Source organism: Maritalea sp. YIW29, from assembly GCF_057219265.1.
In genome coordinates this window covers 1,374,325-1,397,379 of the sequence record NZ_JBXVVF010000001.1, presented here as the reverse complement: position 1 = coordinate 1,397,379, position 23,055 = coordinate 1,374,325, and the positions used below count along the sequence as shown (strand labels likewise).

The 23,055-nt window shown below is 49.5% G+C and carries 21 protein-coding genes; 12 read left to right on the top strand and 9 right to left on the bottom strand.

The annotated features are described in order from the left end of the window. Window positions 1-78: 78 nt before the first annotated feature. A complete protein-coding gene (locus AC2D8L_RS06755; RefSeq protein WP_484684673.1) occupies window positions 79-1,164 on the bottom strand; it encodes a site-specific integrase in 1,086 nt (361 codons plus the stop codon). Window positions 1,165-1,265: 101 nt separating this feature from the next. Between AC2D8L_RS06755 and dusA the strand changes: the two genes are divergently transcribed. Further along, window positions 1,266-2,297, top strand: coding sequence for a tRNA dihydrouridine(20/20a) synthase DusA (gene dusA / locus AC2D8L_RS06750; protein ID WP_484684672.1), 1,032 nt, complete (start codon window positions 1,266-1,268; stop codon window positions 2,295-2,297). Here the strand turns inward: dusA and AC2D8L_RS06745 are convergent. Both AC2D8L_RS06745 and AC2D8L_RS06740 read right to left on the bottom strand, forming a co-directional pair. Next, window positions 2,294-2,980, bottom strand: a complete 687-nt coding sequence (locus AC2D8L_RS06745; protein ID WP_484684671.1) for a retropepsin-like aspartic protease family protein — start codon at window positions 2,978-2,980, stop codon at window positions 2,294-2,296. The genes dusA and AC2D8L_RS06745 overlap by 4 nt on opposite strands. A 28-nt stretch (window positions 2,981-3,008) precedes the next feature. Continuing rightward, window positions 3,009-3,893 (bottom strand): adenosylcobinamide-GDP ribazoletransferase, encoded by an 885-nt coding sequence (locus AC2D8L_RS06740; RefSeq protein WP_484684670.1) that lies wholly within the window; start codon window positions 3,891-3,893, stop codon window positions 3,009-3,011. Window positions 3,894-3,956: 63 nt separating this feature from the next. On the opposite strand from AC2D8L_RS06740, the gene cobT reads away from it, so the two are divergent. Beyond that, complete coding sequence (gene cobT / locus AC2D8L_RS06735; RefSeq protein WP_484684669.1) at window positions 3,957-4,988, top strand: nicotinate-nucleotide--dimethylbenzimidazole phosphoribosyltransferase; 1,032 nt, start codon at window positions 3,957-3,959, stop codon at window positions 4,986-4,988. A 3-nt stretch (window positions 4,989-4,991) separates the two neighbouring features. On the opposite strand, the gene AC2D8L_RS06730 is transcribed toward cobT, so the two are convergent. Beyond that, entirely contained in the window at window positions 4,992-6,512 is a 1,521-nt protein-coding gene (locus AC2D8L_RS06730; protein ID WP_484684668.1) for a sensor histidine kinase, read from the bottom strand. A gap of 100 nt (window positions 6,513-6,612) precedes the next feature. On the opposite strand from AC2D8L_RS06730, the gene AC2D8L_RS06725 reads away from it, so the two are divergent. Both AC2D8L_RS06725 and AC2D8L_RS06720 read left to right on the top strand, forming a co-directional pair. Further along, window positions 6,613-7,119: a thermonuclease family protein gene (locus AC2D8L_RS06725; RefSeq protein ID WP_484684667.1), complete on the top strand. Its 507-nt coding sequence runs from the start codon at window positions 6,613-6,615 to the stop codon at window positions 7,117-7,119. 117 nt (window positions 7,120-7,236) lie between these two features. After that, complete coding sequence (locus AC2D8L_RS06720) at window positions 7,237-7,707, top strand: Lrp/AsnC family transcriptional regulator (protein WP_484684666.1); 471 nt, start codon at window positions 7,237-7,239, stop codon at window positions 7,705-7,707. A 30-nt stretch (window positions 7,708-7,737) separates the two neighbouring features. On the opposite strand, the gene moaA is transcribed toward AC2D8L_RS06720, so the two are convergent. Together moaA and AC2D8L_RS06710 are read right to left on the bottom strand one after the other, a co-directional pair. Further along, window positions 7,738-8,751 carry a GTP 3',8-cyclase MoaA gene (moaA, locus tag AC2D8L_RS06715; RefSeq protein ID WP_484684665.1) on the bottom strand — a complete coding sequence of 338 codons (1,014 nt, stop codon included), beginning with the start codon at window positions 8,749-8,751 and terminating at the stop codon, window positions 7,738-7,740. A 133-nt stretch (window positions 8,752-8,884) separates the two neighbouring features. Next, window positions 8,885-9,481: a L,D-transpeptidase gene (locus AC2D8L_RS06710; RefSeq protein WP_484684664.1), complete on the bottom strand. Its 597-nt coding sequence runs from the start codon at window positions 9,479-9,481 to the stop codon at window positions 8,885-8,887. Window positions 9,482-10,047: 566 nt separating this feature from the next. Between AC2D8L_RS06710 and AC2D8L_RS06705 the strand changes: the two genes are divergently transcribed. Both AC2D8L_RS06705 and gor read left to right on the top strand, forming a co-directional pair. After that, on the top strand, window positions 10,048-10,551 hold the full coding sequence (locus tag AC2D8L_RS06705) for a DUF2059 domain-containing protein (RefSeq protein WP_484684663.1): 504 nt from the start codon (window positions 10,048-10,050) through the stop codon (window positions 10,549-10,551). Between the two features lie 101 nt (window positions 10,552-10,652). Then, window positions 10,653-12,038: a glutathione-disulfide reductase gene (gor, locus tag AC2D8L_RS06700; RefSeq protein WP_484684662.1), complete on the top strand. Its 1,386-nt coding sequence runs from the start codon at window positions 10,653-10,655 to the stop codon at window positions 12,036-12,038. On the opposite strand, the gene AC2D8L_RS06695 is transcribed toward gor, so the two are convergent. Then, the gene (locus AC2D8L_RS06695) at window positions 12,035-12,640 is read right to left on the bottom strand and encodes an NAD(P)H-dependent oxidoreductase (protein ID WP_484684661.1); all 606 of its coding nucleotides are present in this window, start codon (window positions 12,638-12,640) and stop codon (window positions 12,035-12,037) included. The genes gor and AC2D8L_RS06695 overlap by 4 nt on opposite strands. Before the next feature lie 290 nt (window positions 12,641-12,930). Between AC2D8L_RS06695 and AC2D8L_RS06690 the strand changes: the two genes are divergently transcribed. The 4 genes from AC2D8L_RS06690 to gltX all read left to right on the top strand — a co-directional run bounded on the left by AC2D8L_RS06690 (window position 12,931) and on the right by gltX (window position 18,725). After that, entirely contained in the window at window positions 12,931-14,310 is a 1,380-nt protein-coding gene (locus AC2D8L_RS06690; RefSeq protein ID WP_484685158.1) for a class II 3-deoxy-7-phosphoheptulonate synthase, read from the top strand. 161 nt (window positions 14,311-14,471) lie between these two features. Next, window positions 14,472-15,545, top strand: a complete 1,074-nt coding sequence (locus AC2D8L_RS06685) for a hypothetical protein (RefSeq protein WP_484684660.1) — start codon at window positions 14,472-14,474, stop codon at window positions 15,543-15,545. Window positions 15,546-15,681: 136 nt separating this feature from the next. Further along, window positions 15,682-17,349: an NAD+ synthase gene (locus tag AC2D8L_RS06680; protein WP_484684659.1), complete on the top strand. Its 1,668-nt coding sequence runs from the start codon at window positions 15,682-15,684 to the stop codon at window positions 17,347-17,349. Between the two features lie 44 nt (window positions 17,350-17,393). Continuing rightward, window positions 17,394-18,725 carry a glutamate--tRNA ligase gene (gltX, locus tag AC2D8L_RS06675; protein ID WP_484684658.1) on the top strand — a complete coding sequence of 444 codons (1,332 nt, stop codon included), beginning with the start codon at window positions 17,394-17,396 and terminating at the stop codon, window positions 18,723-18,725. On the opposite strand, the gene AC2D8L_RS06670 is transcribed toward gltX, so the two are convergent. Next, complete coding sequence (locus tag AC2D8L_RS06670) at window positions 18,670-19,755, bottom strand: DUF2865 domain-containing protein (RefSeq protein ID WP_484684657.1); 1,086 nt, start codon at window positions 19,753-19,755, stop codon at window positions 18,670-18,672. The two genes, gltX and AC2D8L_RS06670, sit on opposite strands and share 56 nt — an antisense overlap. Window positions 19,756-19,894: 139 nt before the next feature. On the opposite strand from AC2D8L_RS06670, the gene AC2D8L_RS06665 reads away from it, so the two are divergent. After that, the gene (locus AC2D8L_RS06665) at window positions 19,895-20,902 is read left to right on the top strand and encodes a fumarylacetoacetate hydrolase family protein (RefSeq protein ID WP_484684656.1); all 1,008 of its coding nucleotides are present in this window, start codon (window positions 19,895-19,897) and stop codon (window positions 20,900-20,902) included. Between the two features lie 33 nt (window positions 20,903-20,935). Beyond that, on the top strand, window positions 20,936-22,156 hold the full coding sequence (locus tag AC2D8L_RS06660; protein ID WP_484684655.1) for a flavin monoamine oxidase family protein: 1,221 nt from the start codon (window positions 20,936-20,938) through the stop codon (window positions 22,154-22,156). Between the two features lie 3 nt (window positions 22,157-22,159). Here the strand turns inward: AC2D8L_RS06660 and AC2D8L_RS06655 are convergent, their stop codons facing one another. Beyond that, window positions 22,160-22,939, bottom strand: coding sequence for a HalD/BesD family halogenase (locus tag AC2D8L_RS06655; protein WP_484684654.1), 780 nt, complete (start codon window positions 22,937-22,939; stop codon window positions 22,160-22,162). Window positions 22,940-23,055 lie beyond the last annotated feature (116 nt).

The following is a 23,055-nucleotide window of genomic DNA, read 5'->3' as shown; positions in this document are numbered from 1 at the left end:
CGTGTAAAATGAATGAGAGCTCTAGCTCTGTTCTCCTGCCTTTTGACCCCCGTTGCAACGCGAAAAGCCCATACGGCACTAGCTGGTTGGTTTGGACAGGCGTTCCAACCAGATCCAATTTGCGTATTTGTCGCCAGCTTGTTTGATGTGCGTGTATCTTTGCAAAGACGACCAAGACCGGTGTCCCGACACGGTGGCGACATGCGGAATTGTCATGCCGAGTTCAAAAAGCCGGGAGATGCCTTCGTGGCGCAAATCGTGAAAGCGAAGATCCTCGATGCCCAAGAGATGGCAAGCGCGCGTGAATGCTGCGCTAATTGATTTGCGATCATAAGGAAACACCTGACTTTCCAAGCGTGGCATTGCCTTTGCAATATTTAGTGCTGGTTCGGGCAAGTCGCACCAAACGTCATTGCCGATTTTGTCACCAGGATGCTTCATGTCTGAAATAAGTACCCGGCTTTGCTCTGAATCTAGGGCTTCCCAGGTTATTTGGGTAATTTCTTCTTGGCGGCGAGTGGAAAACAACGCAAAAGCGACGATGCGGTGCATTGGCATGCTTTTGGGCCTGAATGTGTGTTTTTTCTCGAATAGTTCCAGCAACTTGTTGAGTTCGTCTAGTGTCGGTCGGCGGTCACGGCCTCGGCTTTTGCCGGTTATGCCTAGTCGATTGCACACGACAAACGCATCTGTCATAGCCCGTTGATTGAGCTCCATGCCCCACGCAGGGCGGGCAAGTGCGAATATTGCACTAAGGTGGGAGAGGTAGTTTCCGACAGTGGAAGGCATTCGAGAGATTGCAAGTTCCTTAGCAAATGCTACTACGTCGTGGCTTTGGATGTCGCTGCACTTCATGTCCGCAATATCGTGTTCCAAAATTGTGTTCAGAACCTGGGCTTTTGTTCTGCCAATCTGTTTAACGCTTTCGCGTTGGTACCTTTGAATTGCATCCGACAGTTTTCGCCCACGGTTACGAAGTGCTGCAAAATTGTCTCCTGCAGCATCAATTTCATCCATACGATTCTTGAGCCAAGCATTTGCCGCACTCTTCTTATCGAAAGTTCGTGCTTCGCGGTGCTGCCATTTCCCGTTTCTTTTTATTGCGATCTGTGCGAGATAGGCGATTGAACCGTCTTTGCGTTTGCGCTCTTTTATGTGTGGCATATCGGAACAACATTCCAAGTTTGAGAACAACAAATGTTGTTCTAACAGCACAAAACGAGCAAAAACAAGCAAAAAAGAGAACAACAGAGACAAGATTTTAGATGCAAGATAAAGTGAAAAGTGTCAGAAAAACAATGACTTGCGACGTGAGGCGGTTTAGCGTTGCTCCCATGATGGATTGGACTGACCGACACTGCCGGTTTTTCCACCGCCATTTGTCGCGTCATGCGTTGCTGTTCACTGAAATGGTGACGAGCGCCGCGCTCATTCGCGGTGGGGCGGATTGGTTGCTCAACTACAATGATGATGTCGAACATCCAATCGCTGCGCAACTTGGTGGATCAGACCCGCAAGAATTGGCCTCTGCCACGGCATTATGCGCAAAGTTTGATTATGACGAGATCAACCTAAATGTGGGTTGCCCGTCTGATCGTGTTCAGTCAGGTCGTTTTGGCGCATGTTTGATGGCAGAACCGGAATTGGTGGCTGATTGCGTACGTGCCATGCGCGACGCAACCGACAGGCCAATCACAGTCAAATGCCGCATAGGTATTGATGATCAAGATAGCGAAACGGACCTCAAACATTTTGTTGACCACATGCTCGATGCAAAGGTCGACGCGCTTTATGTGCACGCACGTAAAGCCTGGCTGAAAGGCCTGTCGCCAAAAGAGAACCGCGAGGTTCCGCCTCTGGATTACGACCGTGTATATCGCTTGAAGAAACATGTCGGTGATTTGCCGCTTGTTATCAATGGTGGCATTGAATCGATTGAGCAGTGCAATTCACATATAGAACACGTTGACGGGGTGATGCTAGGGCGCGCGGCATATCACAATCCAGGTCTTCTACGCGCAGTAGACGCTCAGTTTTATGGTGATGATCAGGCGCCAATTTCACTTGAATCATTATGTGAAGTCATGATGAATTATGCTGAAATTCAAATGACTAAGGGCTCAAAGCTCAATCAGATCGTGCGCCATATGCTCGGCCTTGGATACGGCAAGCCCGGTGCCCGTCGATATAGGCAACTGCTGACGGTCGAGGCGGTTACGCCTGGTGCTTCGCCAGAACTCATTGCAGAAGCATTTGAAATTTTGCATCAGGGTGAAGTTTTGGCTCAAGCGAGTTAATCACGCAGTTCCAAGGCATCTTGGGAAACCGTATATGATGCCAGCGTTTCCAAAAAACTCATGCCAAGCAGGCTGGTTTCCAACACGCCTTGTTCTGCAACCAGTGCATTAATATTGCTGCGTTCAATGCTGCCAATTTTGATATTGTCGAGCCGTGCGAATGCTGCCTTGGCTTCGCCATTGGCGGTGCTGACAGGAACTGTATAGCGCAGTTTTTCAATATCTATTCCGGCACGGCGTGCATCATCGACGGTCAACACCACCGCCGTGGCACCGGTATCAAAGATGAATTTGACTTCGCCGCCGTTCACATCCCCAGCAACGAGAAATGATCCACCCATTGAACGTCGAAACCGAACGGCATCCCCATTTTCACTGACATAGGCGGTGCCCGGATTTAACTCGGAAAGGAACCTCGAGCCATATTGTTCGAGTTCTGTGCGAAAGCTGTAGCCAAAGATCACGAGCGCAAATATGCCGACCCACAAAATTGCACCAGAAAGCATCTCGTTCAGCCGAATACGACGGCCAAAGCTGCCCCCTGCCACCAAGACGAGCACCGCAATCAGCACAACCAATTGGCCGAACTGGTTTTGCTCCAAGCCAATCAATGTGCCGACATCCGCAGATATGAGGAAGGCAAGGGCAACTGAAACGATCAGGGCCATACCGATAAAAAGCATATCGTCTCCTTGGGCGCACAATGCGCGGTTAAAGCCCCATACCAAATATAAAGGAAGACAATATGGCAATTTCAAGTAGCAACTGCGCAGCACCGATTGTGTCGCCTGTCTGCCCACCGATCAAACGCAACAATAATTGTCGCCACAATACCAGTGCAAGAGCCGAAACAGCTAGCGCAATAATCCATCGTCCCAAGCCGACAAATGGCACCATAAGCAAAAATGAAACAGCAACGGAAAGTGCGATGCCAAGATAACAAGCGCTTGCGGGCAAAATGCCAGCGTTCGCAGATATGCCGTCGGCGCGCGCCGGGGGCAGCTGTTGGGCAATCCAGGTTGCTCCGGATCGGGCCAACACGGTGCTCGCGAGCCAAATGACAGCTCCCGCGACCGGTGCAACAGCAACCAATGTCCCAAGGCAAACCATGCGCAAGGCAAATGGTATGACAATGCCTAAAGTTCCATAGGTGCCGTGGCGGCTATCATGCATGATCTCGAGTTTGCGCTCGATGGTTTGCCCACCGAACAACCCATCCATACTGTCGGCAAATGCGTCCTCGGCCATAGCCCCGGTTACAATCGCTGAGAGTGCGACCGCGACTGCCGCGGCAAAAAGTGGTGAGGCACCAAAGACGGTCAGCATCAACAATATGAAGGCAGGGCCCACGCCAATAATCAGACTTGGAACCGCCAACGGCCGAACCATTGCAGCAAAATCAAATTCGCCATGATTTTGATTGCCGGTTGGCAAACGCGAATAAAACCGCAGACCCATAATTATCGCATTGATTATGCTGGTACGCTCGGGTGGCACATTGCCGCCACCGCCATTGTTATTTGTAGCGGGTCGGGAAGGCGTTTTTGCCGGCTGCGTTGAATTTGCAGGCTTCTTGGAATTTTCAAGCTTGGTCAATTGCAATTCCTTGTCAGTGGGGTATGAAGAACGCCCCGATTACATCATCCACGAGTCGATAGCATGACCACCAACGCACAAAAAAGTCCTTTTGCTGATTTTGAGGAACTATTGTCCTTATTGCCACACGGCAGCGAGCAAGCCGTTGAAGGGGTTCGCGCACGAGACGCGCAATTGACAAAGCCTGCAGGTTCGCTTGGCGAGTTGGAAAAAATGGTCGAGCATTTGGCACGTTGGCAGGAAAAAAGCGAACCGACATTGAACAATCCAATGGTCGCAATTTTTGCTGGAAATCATGGGGTTACAAAGCAGGGCGTTTCCGCTTTTCCACCAGAAGTTACAACGCAAATGGTTGCCAATTTCACCAATGGCGGCGCTGCAATCTCGCAGATTTGCGCGTTGAACGAACTTAACTTGCGGGTGTTTGAATTGGCGCTTGAATTGCCCACAGAGGACTTCACCCAAGCTGCCGCGATGGACGACAAAACATGCGCCGCGACCCTTGCGTATGGGATGGAGGCGATCGCTGGAAAACCTGATCTTCTTTGCATCGGCGAAATGGGCATTGGCAACACTACTTCCGCCGCCGCTATTTATGCCGCTCTGTTCGGTGGAACTGGCGCGGATTGGGTAGGGCGCGGCACTGGCGTAGATGACGACGGTCTGGAGCGCAAAGCATCTGCTGTTGATCAAGGCCTAGCGTTGCACGGCGAACACATAAAAACACCATTTGATGCATTGGCCCGTTTGGGCGGACGCGAGATTGCCGCTATGGCTGGGGCGATCATTGCTGCCCGCCACAATAAAATCCCGGTGATCGTTGACGGCTTTGTTGCCTCAGCAGCGGCTGCGACTGTTTACGCAGCGAACCCGATGGCGCTGGATCATTGTTTATTTGCGCACCAATCGGCAGAAGCTGCACACAGCGACGTGCTGCAAAAAATGGGTAAGAAACCCTTGTTCGATCTAGGCATGCGATTGGGTGAGGGATCTGGCGCTGCGCTGGCAGCTTCTATCGTGAAAACGGCGCTTCATGTTCACCAAAACATGGCGACATTTGAAGAAGCAGCAGTTGCTGGCCAAATGAACCAGTAAGACTTAGCCCTTGGCTGTTTTATAAATCTTGAGTTTTGGTTTTTCAACAACGGGAGCCATTGCATTCAACACACGTGATTTAGGGAAACTGGCAATAGCTTCGGTCCCAAAGCGGAGTTTTGAGAACAAGTCGAAACGACCCTGATGTAGTTCCATAATCTTTTGAACGATTGGAAGACCCAGACCTGCGCCTTGTTCGGCAGTCTTTGCAGCAAGTGAGCCTTGACCGAATGAGGACAACACCGTTGCAATTTCATTTTCGGGAATACCCGGTCCATTGTCGCGAACGGACATGATTTGTGTGCCGCCTTCACCTTCGCCAATTGTGAATATGATCCGGCCACTTTGCGGTGTAAATTTGATCGCGTTGGAAAGTAGGTTCAGGCAAACCTGACGAACAGCTCGTTCATCACCCCAGAGTTTGGGCATGTTTTCGTCAAATTCAGCGACAAGTTCAATGCTTTTCGCGCGAGACCGGATTTCCAACATGCGGCGGCAGTCTTCGCCGATATCGACTAGCGAAATGGCCTCTTCACTCAGATCATATTTGCCCGCTTCGATCCGTGAAAGATCGAGCAATTCATTAATTAGGTTCAATAAGTGTTCGCCAGACGCATGTATGTCACCGGAATAATCTTTGTATTGTGGGTTTTCCATGGGGCCGAGCAGTTCGGACTTCATCACTTCCGAAAATCCAATAATTGCATTCAATGGCGTACGCAATTCGTGGCTCATGGTCGCCAAGAACCGAGATTTTGCGATATTCGCTTGCTCAGCTTCACGACGTGCTTCGTCAGACATCAATTTGGCTTCTTCAAGCTCATAAATAAGTGAGTCTTTTTCTGCCCGATGTTCAATCGTTTTTAGTGCGGAGCGGTGCAGTGTTCTCGATAGGAAATTAAAGAACACGCCGCCGCCGATGGCCAACAACGCAAGCGCATAGCTCAACATACCACCCGCGAGAACAAGGGTCATGCCTACGGTCAAAACGGCGGGTGCTGAATTGGCTAAGGTCGCTGATGGGATTGCGCGGCTCGAAATTGCATTGGCGGCAATTCCCACCATCAACATAGCCCACTGTATCACCAGGATATCTTGGCTTGGCTCGGCCAATGCAAACAATGCAAGGCTTGCCCAAGCCAGTCCATAAATGGTCTCAACGACGATGAATGTCGTGGTGTGACGTCGAGCTTCAAACTCAACCTTCGGCGCGTTCAGGAACTGGCGGCAAGTCAAAACAACGCCGAAATGTGCGATGATTACCGAACTCGCCCAAATGCCCACCGCTAATGGCGGCACCCAAATAAGTGCAAGCATCGACAAAGCAAGCACAACAACTGGCATTGCGATTTTGCCGGAGTTTCGCGTGTTGGCATATTCGCTTAGCAGTTCGAAATCGTAAGAAGCTTTGGTGCCAGAGCTGGAAGTCAGTCGTTGACGCGCGTCACTGATCGTACGCTGGCGCGAACGCGGCATACTTGTATGTGTGGAAACTTCCAGATCTTGCTGTGAAGTTGTGGACATGAAACGCAATACTCACAAAAGTCCAGCGCTGAGCGCAATTTACTGTTATCAAATCACACTAACCAATGTTGGTTAACCACCAGTTACGGATCCGGTTTTCTTGGGCAAATTTCTCAAAATCTTCAACGCTGGTTTCAAACTGATAATCGCGGTCACCATGGGCGCAGCGCTTGTTTGGATGGTGGTTGCATTGGATCAGCAGGGAACAGTCGAAATCCAAGGCGTTGCGCGGGTTTCGGACGGTGACAGCTTGGTCATCAAAGGGCGTCGAATTCGGATTGAGGGCATTGATGCACCCGAGCTGGATCAAATCTGCCACCAAGATGAAACACCATGGCGATGTGGGGCGGACGCGAAGTCCGCATTGGTTCGACTGGTGAAAAACCAGAACTTGGTATGCACATCAAAGGGCGAAGATAAATATCGCAGAATGCTTGCAGTATGCCTGGTGGCTGACAAGGATATCGGCAAATGGATGGTGACGAACGGCTGGGCCGTCAGTTTTGGCGACTATGAATTCGATGAAGCGCTTGCTCGGCGCAATAGGGCTGGACTATGGCGTGGAGAATTCGAAAAGCCACAAGTTTGGAGAAACCGGGCAAGCTAAGTCAAATACAATCGCAAGAAATGAATTTGCGCGAAACATCGAAAATGTTGCGAATGTTTCTGTTCCGCGTTAGAGATATGCTGGTATTTGGTATAATTTCCCAATTTGGTGTGAAACATGTTAGACAAGATCGACCGCAAAATTCTTACCCTTTTACAAAAAGATTCAACGACCCCTGTCGCTGAAATCGGCAAAAAGGTGGGTTTGTCTACAACGCCGTGCTGGCGGCGCATTCAAAAAATGGAAGAAGATGGTGTTATCAAACGCCGTGTGGCCATATTGGACCCAGAAAAAGTCAATGCAGGGGTGACCGTTTTCGTTTCGGTGCGCACCAATCAACATCATGATGATTGGCTGAAGAAGTTTGCTTCGGTTGTGGAAGCGCATGATGAAGTGGTCGAGTTCTATCGGATGAGTGGCGATGTGGACTATGTTTTACGCGTTGTGGTGCCTGACATTGCGCATTACGATAGGTTCTACCAAAAACTGATCGCTGAAATGTCTATGAGCGATGTTAGTTCGTCGTTCGCCATGGAGCGTATAAAATACACTACAGCGTTGCCGTTGGAATTCGTTTCCGAAAAGTAAGGTTCGCGGGCCTTAAGCCCGCAAAAATGATTACCCGCCGGTCACCGACATATGCCGAGAAACATTGACCTGCGGTTTTTGCCGGTCAATTTCAAAGTCGTGTCCCTTCGGCTTTATGTCCATGGCATGGTCGAGCAGCTTGTCGATGGCGTCGATCCCTTCTTCGCGCAAGGGGTCGCGCAGGCTGACTTTGTGATCTTGGCCAAGACATAAATACAGATCGCCCGTCGCCGTCATGCGTACGCGATTGCAACTTTCACAAAAATTGTGGGTGAGGGGCGTTATCAATCCCAAGAGACCACCCGTTTCAGCGACACGCATATATCGCGCGGGACCACCCGTCTTTAATGGATCATCTGTCAGTGTAAACTTCTTGGATAGGTTTTGGCGCACTTGTGAAAGGGGCAAGTACTGGTCTGCCCGCTCAATGTCCACGGCACCCATGGGCATGGTTTCAATCAACGTTAGATCCATGCCTTTTTGGTGCGCCCACTCCATCATCGGTTCGATCTCATGATCATTCTCGCCTTTAAGTGCCACCATGTTGATCTTAACACGCAAGCCAGCTTCCAGAGCAGCGTCAATGCCATCCAAGACTTGGCTCAATCGTCCCCAGCGCGTGATCGCTGCAAATTTGGCAGCGTCACGGGTATCAAGAGACACATTGATCCGCTTGACGCCATAGCGAACCAACTCGGGCGCATAGCGACGTAATTGACTGCCATTTGTTGTGAGGGTTAACTCTTCCAGCCCATCGCCTAGAAATGCACCCAGCCGCTCAATCAAAGTCATGATATCGCGTCGCACGAGCGGTTCACCGCCCGTTAGTCGAAGCTTTTTTACGCCACGATCCACAAAGGCACGCGCCAGCTTTTCAATTTCTTCTAGGCTAAGAACCTGACTTTTGGGCAGAAAACTCATATTTTCCGCCATGCAATATGTGCACCGGAAATCGCATCTGTCGGTTACCGAGATACGTAAATATTCGACATGCCGACCAAAATTATCGATCAATGGCTTTGCTGGGGCGTGTGTATTTGTCATGAATTTAGCTTATGCAGCACGGACATTATTTGCAATCGCCCCATACAAAAAGACCGCCCAACTTTTGTCGGGCGGCCATCAAATTCAAGTGAGGATCAAGTGAACGCTCGGCGTTCACTCCTGACCTACAATTCTAGTGGCGGACGATCACGCGCGAACCAACTTTGGCGCGATTGTAAAGATCTACAATGTCACTGTTGGTCAAGCGGATACAACCTGAAGATACGGCTTGGCCAATTGTCCAGGGCTCAGCCGTGCCGTGTAGGCGGTAAATCGTGCTGCCGATGTAAAGTGCACGTGCGCCAAGTGGATTTTTTGGTCCGCCTGGCATGTAAGCCGGAAGCCCAGGAACACGTTTGCGCATTGCCGGTGGAGGTGTCCAACCTGGCCATTCCGCTTTGCGTGTAAGACGGTGTGTGCCAGACCAACGGAAACCGTCACGCCCAACGCCAACGCCATACTTCATCGCGCGACCATTGCCCAATACGAAATAGAGACGTCGTTCGGATGTCTCTACAATAATAGTGCCAGGCTTGAGTTTTGTTTCGTAAGCGACTTCTGTGCGTTTGATTTTTGAGCCACGGCGACCAGAAGACGCCTTAGGTGCGTCACTATCAACCCACTCATTTGTTGTGCCATCAAAATAGAAGTCAGCATATGCAGTATTGGGTGCAACAGCGGCGACTATCGCCACAAGCATTGCCGCAAATACGATCTTTAGTTTTTTCATTTCCCCGAAATCCTCAATTATCCCAAATACGGACAGAATAGCCGCCATCCCATATTCCATGATCAACCAGATATTCCAGATTTGCAATATTATGGTTAACACAACGTGTTCAACAACAGTTGATATCAGCTTTTATGTCAGATTCGATGACTTTATTTGCCTAAAACTACTGAATTGATCGCAAATTTTGCACAAAAGGCAGGTTTTGCACAATTTTCACAGAAGCAAGCATGGGCTGCGAGCTAAGTAGATTGGCCGCCAAAGCAGCCATGCGCGTCAGTTCTGGGGCAGGTTCTGCGACATACCATTGTGTTGATCAGCTCGGTAAAAGGGGAGCAGGTGGTCTTCATTGCGTCAGCGTTTCGAATTCAAATGTTACGGCGAGGAACATTATAGTCCAGACGCATCTTTTGGCCGCATTTCAGATGCAAAAACACTTTGAAAAGCCTTGCTGGACATTCCGAGGGGTTGCGCCACATGCACTATTCATTGATATGTGTGAAAAAACCTACTTGGCGAACCCAGATGGCGTGATAACACTGGATGGCAAGGCATAAGGGAAACAAATGACAATGATTAAAAGAATAACTTGTGTAATCTCTGCAGCAATGACTGCAATGGTTCTAACTTTTGCAGCGCAAGCGCAGGAGATTTCACCGGAACATTTGGCACTCGCAAAGAAATACGTGGAGTTGACGGATACCGGTGCGATTTTCCAGCGAACAGTTGTGCTCACGGCCCAAGAATCTGTTGATCACCTAGTTCAACAAAATCCTGAAATTGGGGAAGATATTTTGGCTGGTGCACGCGACGTGGCGAAAGAATATCTTGAGGGCAATAACTTGGTGCATGACAACTTTGCCCGAATTTATGCCGTTCATTACACGATGGAAGAATTGACCGAAATAATTGCTTTTTACGAAACAGAAGTCGGCAAAAAGGTCTTGGCAAGCAATATTGAGATCAACAAAAATCTTCAAACTGCTGCCCGTGTTGCAGAGCAGAACCTATCAACAGATTTCGCCGTTCGGCTGCGCGCTCACCTAAAAGAAAAAGGTTTTGACCTCTAGTTTTTCTAATGTCATCCCGAATTCGTGAAGCCCCGTATCTTGTATGCGGGGCTTTTTTGTGATCAACGAAATTCAATAATCAGTTTAACCGGAGAGTTTTTATGTCTCGACACTATGATTTGGTTGTGATTGGCGCAGGTTCGGGTGGCGTTCGCGCGGCAAGAATGGCTTCAACCTATGGCGCAAAAGTTGCGATCATCGAGGAGTACAGACTTGGCGGAACATGTGTCATTCGAGGTTGTGTGCCCAAGAAACTTTTCGTTTTGGCAAGCCGATACCCTGAACAGTTCGAAGTTGCGCAAAGTTTTGGTTGGACATTTGGTGAGCCTGAATTCAATTGGTCCACGCTTTTGGCCAACAAAGACAAAGAAATTGATCGGCTTGAAGGTATTTATGGCAATATCCTTGGCGGTGCCAATGTTGAGATCATCAGAGATCGCGGCGTTGTAACTGGCGCCAATAGCGTCAAACTCGCAAAAGCACATGAAGAACTGACGGCTGACCGCATTCTGGTGGCGACGGGTGGTCGGCCCTTTGTGCCAAACATTCCCGGCTCCGAATTGGGTATAACGTCCAATGAAGCGTTTCATATCAAAGAGCTTCCGAAAAAGATCTTGGTGAATGGCGGCGGATATATCGCTGTTGAGTTCGCCGGGATTTTTGCAGGACTGGGTGTTGAAACAACATTACTTTATCGCGGGGACCAAATCCTTCGTGGATTTGATGAAGATGTGCGCGAAATTGTTGCCGAGCAAATGAAGGTACGTGGCGTCGACATCATGTTGAATGCCTCCATCGAGCGAATGGATCGCTGTGCTGACGGCAACATTGATGTGAGTTTTGATAACGGCGATGTGGTTGAATATGGGGAGGTCATGTTTGCAACCGGACGTGTTCCTAACATCGAGGGTCTTGGCTTAAACACCGCGGACGTGAAGTTAAACAAGTCCGGCGCAATCGATGTAGACGCTTTTTCTCAAACCAGCTGCCCATCAATCTACGCCGTTGGTGACGTCACAAATCGTGCTGCACTGACACCGGTGGCGATCCGTGAGGGTGCCGCATTTGTGGAAACGGTTTACAATGATACCCCGACAGCGGTTGATCACTCGATCATTCCAACTGCGGTATTTTCCGAACCTGAAATTGGCACAGTGGGTATGGCAGAGCACCAGGCGGCCAAGGCACACGCCAAGGTCAATGTTTATCTTTCAACATTCCGTCCAATGCAGAATACATTGACGACCCGGCCGGAGAAAATGCTATTTAAGCTCATCACGGATGGCGAAACTGATAAAGTTCTTGGCGTGCACATTGTGGGCCCATCTGCGGGCGAAATGATCCAAATGGTGGGCATTGCTGTTTCAATGGGTGCAACAAAAGCGGACTTTGACCGCACAATTGCCGTTCACCCAACAGCAGCGGAAGAGTTGGTGACACTCAAGGCACCCACTTATCAACTTGTTGACGGTAAGCGCACCAGTTAGCCTAAAACACGACCTATTGCTGACTTTATGCGAGCCTCAAATTTTTGAATTTGGGGCTCGTTTAATTTCTCAGCACTATATTGGGAAAGGAAAGTTAGCTTTGCTTTTGGTGCACAAACGCCAATCAACGCGACCTTTAGTACCCGCTTGACCGGACGGCGCAACAAAATCCAGTCGACCCACCAAGGTGAGCCCAGCGTCGTTATCGCAATTACATGCTTTAATTTTGTAAGCCTTGGCTGGATTGCCGACAGATCAGTTGCGTGATCAAAGGCTATACCCGGCGCCCAAGTGCGATCGAACCAACCCTTCAAAATCGCTGGAAATCCAAACCACCAAGTTGGGAATACGAGCACGAGAACTTCGGCATCTGCTAGTTCGCGCGTTTCGTCCGTTAGTTCAGAACGATCAAACAGCTTTTCATAATAACTTTCGCGTTCGGCATGGGTGAGGCGGGCATCAAATTCCTCATGATATAGTGACCGCTCAATTGGGCTGCCGCTACGACTTTCAATTTGCTCGAGGACATATTGATACAGTCGATTGTTCAGTGAGTGCTTCAATGGATGGGCATTAACAACCAGAATGTTGTTTATTGTCATGGTGCTTATCGAAATAATGGGTCAAAAATTTGGTTGTTTGCCGGGTTACTCAGCAAGTTGTTACTTACGCGATCTAACACACAACAGCGATTGGATGAATGCGTTTCTCAACTCAATGACCTGATTTTATCTTTGTCAGACAATAACATGTCCAAAGTCGCGCAAAATGCACTTGGTCCCCGACATTAGTATAATTCGTGCCGATTTTTCCATTCATTGCTGGTTTGCATCTCAAAAGTTTGCTAAATCCTTTTGGTTCATCAATCTAATAAAAATCTGAAAGCGAGTAGATTATGAGTAACTGGACACCTGATAGTTGGAGATCGAAAGACATCCGCCAGGTTCCGGCTTATCCAGATAAGGCGGAACTGGCAGCTGTTGAAGAGCGCCTTTCATCATTTCCGCCTCTCGTATTTGCAGGCGAAACGCGCGGGCTCAAAGAGCAACTAGCCGATGTAGCGCACGGCAAAGCATTTTTGTTGCAAGGCGGCGATTGTGCTGAAAGCTTTGCAGAACACCATGCAGACCACATTCGTGATTTCTTCCGTGTGTTCTTGCAAATGGCTGTCGTTATGACTTCTGGCGGCTCAAAGCCGGTGGTTAAAGTTGGCCGCGTCGCTGGCCAATTTGCAAAACCACGTTCGGCTGACAACGAAACCATTGATGGTGTAACATTGCCAAGCTATCGCGGCGATATCATCAACGGCATTGACTTTGACGAAGCGTCGCGTGTGCCAGATCCTGAGCGCATGACCAAAGCCTATCGTCAATCTGCGGCCTCATTGAACCTTATTCGAGCGTTTGCCTCGGGTGGTTATGCGAATTTGGAACGTACCCATGAATGGACAATGGAGTTCATTAAAGACACGGAATCTTCCAATCAGTATGAAAATGTAGCCCGCAAGATCGACGATGCAATCGACTTTATGCGTGCGCTTGGCATCAATGGCGATAACACACCGCAACTCCGCGAAACAAAATTCTACACTAGCCATGAAGCATTGCTTTTAGGTTATGAAGAAGCATTCACCCGTCGCGATTCAATCACAAATGATTGGTATGCGACTTCCGGGCATATGCTTTGGATCGGCGACCGTACGCGTGAAGTGGACGAAGCGCATGTGGAGTTTTTCTCCGGCATTAAAAACCCAATTGGTTTGAAGTGTGGCCCGTCACTCACAAATGACGATTTCAAACGTTTGCTAGATAAACTAAATCCGGAAAACGAAGCTGGTCGTTTGACATTGATTACCCGCTTTGGGGCGGAAAAAATCAATGACGAACTCCCACGTTTGGTTGAGTTGGTGAAAAGCGAAGGCCGTACGGTGGTATGGTCCTGTGATCCAATGCATGGCAATACGGTGAAAGCATCAACTGGCTATAAAACACGGCCGTTTGATTTCATTTTGTCAGAAGTGAAAAGCTTCTTCGAAGTGCACCGTCAGCTTGGCACTTATGCTGGTGGTGTTCATGTCGAAATGACAGGTAAGGACGTCACAGAATGTGTTGGTGGTGCATCTGCAGTTACAGAAGCAGATCTAGAAAGCCGTTATCACACCCATTGTGATCCACGCCTAAATGCATCTCAAGCGCTAGAATTGGCGTTTTTGGTCGCTGAAGAGATGAGGGACCAGCGTCCGGTACGTCCGCGCAACTTGGCTGCAATCTAAGGTCCATATATCCAACATCAAATGCCAAGCACCGCCTTTTGAAAAAGAGGCGGTGTTTTTTGTTGTATTATCAGTTTGTTAACGGACTTTTAGCGGCGTCTTAACCTTAATCAACCATAAATAATCCCAAGATTTTGTTAGTTGCGCATTCGGAGGGTTCCATGCGGCGTTTTGGTTTTGGGGTTGTTGTTTCAGTTGTTGCTTTGGCAAGTGCAAGTTCGGCTCTTGCTGCCGACTTGGATTATCCAACAGAAATGCGCGGCAGCTACAATGATTGGGATGCGCCAGCTGATCCGTTGATCGAGTTTCGCACTGGTTTGCGCTATATGTATTCGATGGGTGGGACTAATGTGAATACGGCGGGCTACACATCAGCAAAATACACGGTTGCCCCAGCAAACTCTACGACTTCAGATACAAGCCACTACGTTGAGGGATTCTTGCGTTTGGACGATTTAGCAACTGATACATTCCTCAATGCTTATGGCGGATATTCAGTGCATATCGACACGGCATACTCAAACCAATTGAATGCGAACGGTCAAACAACGCTAGGTAAGGCTGCCTATGCTGTCGTAGATTTCGGATATCTGCCGGTTCAACTTGGTAATGACGACGCAGGTGTGAAGCTCGGTGGAATTGTCGGCTATCAATATATCAATGATGCACCAACGATTGGTGGTTCAGACTACAATCCAATAACCGGTCCAAGCTCCATTGGTTGGTCAACCGGCGCTCCTACCTACACGGTGCCGGTAGCTCATGCAGACCACAATTTGAACATCAATGCCCTACGGTTAGGCGTGGCAGGCAAAGCGACGGTCGGAGCATTCGATATAATTGCCGATGTAGCCGCTATCCCATACGCCTCTGTATCCGGTGTTCTTGGAGCGCACTCTTTTGCACCCGTAGATCACGGAACGTTTACAACATTTAAAGCAACAGAATCAAAGTTCGAGGGTTCTGCATGGGGAGCGTCAACTGATGTCATGCTGGGGTATAATGTTACTGAAAACGTGGCAATCCGATTTGGTGGGCGTGCAACGTATTTACAGGGTAAAGGCAATTTGACTTACGGCTTAGCCGACGTCTCTGATCCATTCGACTCAGACGCAGACACAACACTGGACGGCGCTCCGACATCAGGCGGCACATATTACCTTACGCCCGAACGAATTGACGCGCTGTCTCTCTGGCGCTACGGCCTGTTGGCGGAAATTTCCGTCAAGTTCTAAGCACCGAACTGATTAGCAATTTCCGAGGCGCACAGCATCTGTTGTGCGCTTTTTTGTGTCCCACGTCAGCACCTTGCGTATCAGGCACTAAATCGCTACATCTAGCGCTGATTTTGACCGGTTCTGGATAGTTTTCGTGACTGACAATTTGCGCATCGCACTTGCCCAACTCAACCCTACGGTTGGCGACCTTTCTTCCAATTTGTCTAAGGGAGAGAAGGCCATTGATGATGCCATTGCTGCAAAAGCAGATATCATCCTTTTTCCTGAGCTTTATATCACCGGCTATTTCCCAGAAGATTTGCTGTTTAAGCCCAAATTTGTTGCAGATGCAATGGAAGCTGCCTGCACGTTGGCGGATAAAACCAAAGGCGAGCACATTGCGGCGTTAATCCCGTGTGTTTGGCGGGAAAGCGACAAGCTTTTTAATGCGGTTTTGCTGGCACAAGGCGGGAAGATCGTCGATTGGCGCGCCAAGCACGATCTGCCCAATGATGACGTATTTTACGAAAAGCGTTATTTTGAAGCCGGTGGCCTGCCGGGTCCGTTCAACATTCATGATGTTCGAATTGGTGTGCCGATTTGCGAAGACATTTGGTGGCCAGAAGTGTGCGAGTGCCTCACTGAAACCGGCGCAGAAATGCTGCTTTGCCCCAACGGTTCACCCTATTGGCGCAACAAGCAAGATGTGCGCATCAACGAAGTAGTACAGCGGGTTGTTGAAACCCAATTGCCACTTCTCTATCTCAATCAGGTTGGCGGACAAGACGAGTTGGTTTTCGACGGCGCATCATTTGGCCTTAATGCCGATAGAAGTCTTGCATTTCAATGCAAAAGCTTTGAAGAGCAATTGCTGATTTCGGATTGGGCACGTCAAGACGATCAGTGGGTCTGCGAAGACGCTGCAATTTCTGATCTCGTTTCTGAGGACGAAGCGCCATGGCGTGCTTGTGTTCTGGGATTGAGGGATTACATCCACAAAAACCACTTTAAGTCGGTTGTGTTGGGTCTCTCTGGTGGTATCGACAGCGCAATCGTCGCTGCAATGGCCGTTGATGCGCTTGGGCCGGAAAACGTCCACTGCATTATGTTGCCCTATCGATATACATCTCAAGATAGTTTGAAGGACGCCAAAGACTGCGCTGAGCGACTAGGCGTGCGTTATGACGTTGTTGCCATCGGAGACGCGGTAGAAGCCGCGACCGAAGCGCTAGCGCCTCTATTTGAGGGTATGCAACCCGGTTTAGCAGAAGAAAATCTTCAATCGCGCATGCGCGGCACCTACTTGATGGGCGTTTCCAACAAGCTGGGCTCGATGCTAATTACCACAGGCAACAAGTCTGAAATGGCCGTTGGCTACGCGACCATCTATGGCGATATGAATGGGGGCTACAACCCAATCAAGGACCTTTACAAAATGCAGGTCTATCATTTGGCGGATTGGCGAAACAAAAATATGCCGACTGATTGCCTAGGACCTAAAGGCGAGGTGATTCCAAATTCGATCATCACTAAAGCACCAAGTGCCGAGCTGCGCGAAGATCAAAAAGATCAAGACAGTCTGCCGCCATATCCTATGTTAGATGCTATTCTATCTCGATTTGTCGAAGGCGAAGAATCTGTTGAAGAGATCATCGCCGAAGGATTAGACGCAGAAATTGTCGCCAAAATACAAAAATTGCTCTATATCGCCGAATACAAACGGCGCCAATCGGCTCCCGGGCCGAAACTGACAGCCAAAGCGTTTGGCTTTGGCCGCAAATATCCAATCACCAATGGATATCGTGACCGAGGGGTCCGATAACCAGAGGAACTAGTTCCGGAACGAATTCCAAGGAAGTAAATTCAATGACCACAGTCGTGCGCTTTGCGCCTTCGCCAACTGGCAATATTCACCTCGGGAACGCCCGACCTGCCTTGATGAACTGGATGTTTGCGCTCAAAACCGGGGGGCAATTCATCCTGCGTTTCGATGACACAGATTTGGAACGTTCCAAAAAGGAATATGCTGACGCCATTGAAGTTGATCTGGCTTGGTTGGGCATTAAACCTCACCGCTTGGAAAGACAGTCCGAACGCAAAGACGCCCACGATGCAGCTCGCGACAAGCTAATTGCAGATGGACGGCTTTACCCCTGTTACGAAACCGCTGACGAACTTGATCGCCGCCGCAAACGCGCACGCGCGATGGGCAAACCACCGATCTATGATCGTGCGGCGCTTAATCTGTCGGATGAAGACAAAGCAAAGTTTGAAGCCGAAGGACGCAAACCCCATTGGCGGTTTAAGCTTGAAGGCAAAGAAGTTGTGTTTTCCGACGTCGTGCGCGGCGAGCAAAAGGTCAATACTGACACAATGTCTGACCCAGTGTTGATCCGCGGAGATGGCAGCTATCTTTATACACTTCCTTCTGTGGTAGATGACATTGATATGGGCGTCACCCACGTTATTCGTGGCGAAGATCACGTCACCAATACCGGTGCGCAAATTGAATTGTTCGAAGCGCTTGGCGCGACGGCACCAGGTTTTGGCCACCACAATCTTTTGACCGACGCAACAGGTGAGGGCTTTTCAAAACGCAAAGGTTCGCTATCGATCACGACTTTGCGCGGAGAGGGATATGAGGCAATGGCGGTTGCGCTTATCGCAATTCTAACCGGCACAAGTCAGCCCGTTGCGCCACATGCCTCGCTTGAAGAATTGGCGCAAGGCTTTGATGTTTCAATGGTATCACGCAGTTCCGCACGTTTTGATCCGTCCGAATTGGATGCGTTCAACGCCCGCATGGTTCATGCTTTGCCATTTGAAGCGGTGAAGGATCGTCTCGCCGACTTAGGCATAGAAGATGGTGAAGCGCTTTGGAATACCGTGCATGAAAACCTCGCCAAGTTTGACGAAATCAAACAGTGGCAGGACCTTGTTCAAGGACCAGTCGAATCCATCGTTGCAGACGAAGACCGCGAATTCATCAATGCCGCTAAAGAGTCTTTGCCCGCAGAACCGTGGGATGAAAATACTTGGGGGCTTTGGACCAATCAGCTCAAAGCTGAAACCGGTCGCAAGGGAAAGGGGCTATTCATGCCGCTTCGCTTGGCGTTGAGTGGCCAATCTCACGGTCCCGAACTTAAGACCCTGCTGCCACTGTTGGGGCGTAAGGCGTGTCTGGACCGACTAGCCTAACTGACTTTTCACCAATAGTGACCAAACGCAATTTTGAATCGCTATTGGACTGTACAATCGCAACAACGTTCTCGCCCCCACGATTTGGGCGGGGACGCGGCAGCGGGATAAAACTGACTTCTGCCACTTCCACTTCAAGCACTTGTCTCGGGTCCCGACGCGGCAATGGGAAACTTATGTCGCCGAATGTGATCACAGCGTTCGACGAATTTTCACCCGTACCAGCTTTGATCAAACCATAAGCTGATGCTTTTTTGACGCTACAAGTGGCGTCGAATTCGCGCCGATAGCGGAATGCATTTGGTAATTCTGAGTAGGGGGTGCCGTTTAAGTTGACCATATCCTCAGGAGAGCCACCAACATTGCTATAGTAATATAGGTCGACTTGGCCTTCGCCTGTTGCCAGGGCTTCGCAGGCACCTGCATCGCTGTAAATGTGATCCTGAACTGTCGAAAAGCTCACTGGCCAATAATATCCGTCACATGTTCGCACACAGACGGTGCGATAAGTTTCGCGTGTGAAATCGTAGAAATCGTCGTCGGAAATTGTATCGTCACCACCACCAAACAAACGTTCGAAAAGAGTTTTCCGTTCTGGCTTTGCATCGCGCCGGGTAATTGAAGCGCCGGAGCGGGATGAGCAGCTAAAGCGAGCATATTGTTGTAACGCGGATTCGCGAGCAGCAGCGACCTGACCGCCTTTTTTAACTCGAGCAACCGCGGTAGAATAAGCGGTGCGTTCACGCTTGATTTTTCGGGCTATGGAACGACATGTGCTGTTTAGTCGGCCGCCAGATTTTAACACTTTTTGGCAGCCGGAACGCACAAATTGGCTTTCCCACTGCTTGACCTCTTTCAATGCTGTTTTTGCTATTGAGTCGTTCTTTTTGCCGTTCTTGAAATCCGAATTGCGTTCATAAGAACGAATTTTACGTTTGAGCGAACTACAACTGTCAGCCTGCGCAAAACTAGGCGCAGCGGTGGCGAGGCCGATAAAAAGGGCAAATATCACCGTTAGAATGCGTTGCACGTTATAACTCACTTAGCCCACAATAGCTCTGGATTAGCGCATCAATTTGCCGAATTAAAGGCAAAGATTTAATATGCTTGGCACAAGCTTGCCAAATCCGTATTAAATTTCATTCAACAAACCTGCCACGGGAAAAATTATGAAGCTTGCAACTTTGCGAAACGGCGCGATTGATGGCCAACTGGCCGTTGTTTCCACGGACCTCTCTCGATTTACTCAAGCCAGTGCCATCGCATCGACGTTGCAAGATGCGTTGGACCGCTGGGACAATGTGGTGGATCAGCTAAATGCTTTAAGCGACAAGCTGAACAATGGCGATATTGCCGGCAAGCCGTTTGATGCTTCAATGACCATGGCCCCGCTACCACGCGCTTATCAGTGGATTGACGCGAGCGCCTATATGAGCCATCTGGAACGCGTGCGAACAGCCGCAGGTTCAAAAGACAAAGAGCTGCAATCGGCACGCCCGATTATGTATCAGGGCGGATCAGACACGTTGTTGGGCGCGCATGACGACATCGTTGTGCCAGATGATGGATTGGCGGTTGATTTTGAAGCCGAGCTTTCTGTTATTCTCGGCCCTGTGCCCATGGGCGCAACACCCGAGCAAGCTGAACAATCCATAAGACTTGTCACAATTTGCAACGACGTTTCGCTTCGTCGTTTGGTGGCCGACGATCTTCAGGGCGGATTTGGGTTTTTTCACGCCAAGCCATCCTCCAGCTTCGGCCCAATTGTTGCGACACCAGACGAATTTGGTGACGCATGGGACGGAAAAAAATTGCAGGGCAAGCTTCAGTCGCGTGTAAACGGTGTCCTGTTTGGCCAGCCAAGCACCCATGTCGATATGTTGTTCGATTTCACTCAGCTGATAGCGGAGGCCGCGCGAACACGTGCACTGAGCGCGGGGACAATTCTGGGTTCCGGTACTGTAGCGAACACCCATGATGAAATCCTGCCGATTGGAAGCGACGGCATCGGCTTTTCGTGCATCGTTGAAGCAAGAACGGCTGAAAAAGAGAAGAATGAAAAAGCAACAACGCCGTTTTTGAAGAACGGTGATAGGGTCGCCATCCGTTTCGTCGCTGATGACGGATCTGCGCCACTGGGCGAAATCAACCAGACGTTGCAACTTTCGGGCGGCTAGAAATAGGGTACTGCTGAATAGGGAGAATTGGACATGAAGCGACGTGATTTGTTTGCCCCAATGGGCGCAGCGTTTCTTGCAAGCTTTTTGCCAATTCCTGCCAGTGCGCAAAACCAGCGCAATGCCAAGGGCTATATCCGCACCAATTGGAGCAAAGACCCATATTCGTATGGCTCATATTCTTATATTGCTCGAAATGCCAAACAACGGGATCGCCGAACGCTAGAAACGCCAATTGATGGGCGCATATTCTTTGCCGGTGAAGCCGTGCACCCAGGCTATAACAGCACTGTACACTCAGCGTATGAATCTGGCGTTCGAACCGCAGAGTTCGTAAGCGACGGTTCGGTGCAAAAAGTCGCAATCATCGGCGCAGGCATGAGTGGCTTAGCAGCCGCTCAAACGCTTTCGACCGCCGGGCACGAAGTTGACGTGTTCGAGGCCCGAAACCGCATCGGTGGTCGCGTTTGGACGGATCAAAGCCTAGGTTCTCCGCTTGATCTAGGCGCAAGCTGGATCCACGGCACAACGGATAATCCTTTGACAGATTTGGCAGACGCCTTGTCACTCAAACGTGTCGAAACCGATGGCAGCACCATCGTCCGGATCAAGGGTGGTCGCGAAATCCCAGAAGATGAGGGCCCAGATTGGCTTGATGAAGTGACCGAAACACAGCATGAAGCCGGGGCCAGCTCTGATCAAATAAACACATGGGAATATTGGGGACAGGATGATTACAGTGGTGACGAGGTCATTTTTCCATCAGGATACGCGCCAATTTTGGACGGCGTCGCAGGCGACTACAAAGTCAATCTTGGCTCAGCGATAGCAGAGGTCAGTTTGTTGTCCGATGGCGTGTCCCTCAAGACCAAGGATAACCAAACGCATCAGTTTTATGCAGTAATTGTCACCGTGCCGCTGGGTGTTCTCAAAAGCGGTGATCTTCGATTTTCTCCAGCCTTGCCAGATGATAAACTCAAAGCCATTTCAAATCTTGGAATGGGCACTTTAGACAAGTTTTACCTCAAATTCGAAGACGTCTTTTGGGACAAAGACGTCACTTGGATTTCAACGCCGGACAACGATTTGCCGCGCGGTCAGTTCAATCAATGGTTCAATCTGGCAAAATTTGTGGATGCGCCAATCATCATGGCCTTCAACGGCGCAGAACCAGCTCTTGAATTGTCTGAAGTTAGTGACGACGAGATGCTGAGGCGCGCGCTTTCGACACTGAACGGTGCTTACCCAATCTGATGGTCAGCCAACGCGACCGTAAAACGTCTTTTGTGCTTCTTTGGATAGGGAGATGCCGGGTTCAGTGTTGTAAGCAAGAACCGCCAACATCCGCACTTGATCACCTTCATTCGGTGCAACGCGGTGAATTGAGTTGCGCCCACGGAAAAACACCAATGTGCCAGCATCTGCCTTGACTTGCTCTACTTCGGTGCGACCATCCAAAATGTCAGCGACAGCGTCAAAATTCATGTCACCTGCATCTGCATCGCGTACCGCACTGACATACTCAAATTGGCCACCTTTTTCTGGCGGCTGCACCATCAGTGTTATTGCAAATGACGAATTGTCGAAATGCCAGCCAAGTTCTTGGCCTTTCTCAGCAAAGTGCAAATTGATAGAAGAAAGCGGATCGGCATATTCGTAAAGCGCTTCTTCCCCGAGCACCTCACACAAAAAATCACGAAAAACGGGCGCGTTGTAAAGCGCACGCAAGGCGGAGTTTTGGGGGATGAGATCGTCAGTGATGCAGCCTTTTGACGAAACAACATGCCTATTGCGGGGGTGATCATCCCCAAAGTTTGAGTCTGTGGCGCTCAAATAGACATTATGTTCTTTTGTGCTGGCAAACACCTTATCTCGATTTTCCTGCCCTTCTGCATGCATTGCATCGACTGCCGGTTTGGTAACAAATTGCGGCATCACCAAAATGCCTTGCTCATCAAACTTCTTCCGGCACTCTTCCCGAAATGCAGAATTTTCAATCGGGTAGGTGGTCAAATCTACGATCTCATTTAGTGCCATGATGTTTCCTTGCCTGTCACACATTCGTTCTTTGATTGAGGGGAGCATATCTCGAAGTTGAAACAATAAAAAATTGTATTATGATTGCTTTTAAGTAAGTAAATCTTTCTTATGGG

Coding starts and splice junctions, on each gene's coding strand:
- AC2D8L_RS06755 (WP_484684673.1), bottom strand. CDS start 1,164: ATGCCACACATAAAAGAGCGCAAACGCAAAGACGGTTCAATCGCCTAT.
- dusA (WP_484684672.1), top strand. CDS start 1,266: ATGCAAGATAAAGTGAAAAGTGTCAGAAAAACAATGACTTGCGACGTG.
- AC2D8L_RS06745 (WP_484684671.1), bottom strand. CDS start 2,980: ATGCTTTTTATCGGTATGGCCCTGATCGTTTCAGTTGCCCTTGCCTTC.
- cobT (WP_484684669.1), top strand. CDS start 3,957: ATGACCACCAACGCACAAAAAAGTCCTTTTGCTGATTTTGAGGAACTA.
- AC2D8L_RS06730 (WP_484684668.1), bottom strand. CDS start 6,512: ATGTCCACAACTTCACAGCAAGATCTGGAAGTTTCCACACATACAAGT.
- AC2D8L_RS06720 (WP_484684666.1), top strand. CDS start 7,237: ATGTTAGACAAGATCGACCGCAAAATTCTTACCCTTTTACAAAAAGAT.
- moaA (WP_484684665.1), bottom strand. CDS start 8,751: ATGACAAATACACACGCCCCAGCAAAGCCATTGATCGATAATTTTGGT.
- AC2D8L_RS06710 (WP_484684664.1), bottom strand. CDS start 9,481: ATGAAAAAACTAAAGATCGTATTTGCGGCAATGCTTGTGGCGATAGTC.
- AC2D8L_RS06705 (WP_484684663.1), top strand. CDS start 10,048: ATGACAATGATTAAAAGAATAACTTGTGTAATCTCTGCAGCAATGACT.
- gor (WP_484684662.1), top strand. CDS start 10,653: ATGTCTCGACACTATGATTTGGTTGTGATTGGCGCAGGTTCGGGTGGC.
- AC2D8L_RS06695 (WP_484684661.1), bottom strand. CDS start 12,640: ATGACAATAAACAACATTCTGGTTGTTAATGCCCATCCATTGAAGCAC.
- AC2D8L_RS06685 (WP_484684660.1), top strand. CDS start 14,472: ATGCGGCGTTTTGGTTTTGGGGTTGTTGTTTCAGTTGTTGCTTTGGCA.
- gltX (WP_484684658.1), top strand. CDS start 17,394: ATGACCACAGTCGTGCGCTTTGCGCCTTCGCCAACTGGCAATATTCAC.
- AC2D8L_RS06665 (WP_484684656.1), top strand. CDS start 19,895: ATGAAGCTTGCAACTTTGCGAAACGGCGCGATTGATGGCCAACTGGCC.
- AC2D8L_RS06660 (WP_484684655.1), top strand. CDS start 20,936: ATGAAGCGACGTGATTTGTTTGCCCCAATGGGCGCAGCGTTTCTTGCA.
- AC2D8L_RS06655 (WP_484684654.1), bottom strand. CDS start 22,939: ATGGCACTAAATGAGATCGTAGATTTGACCACCTACCCGATTGAAAAT.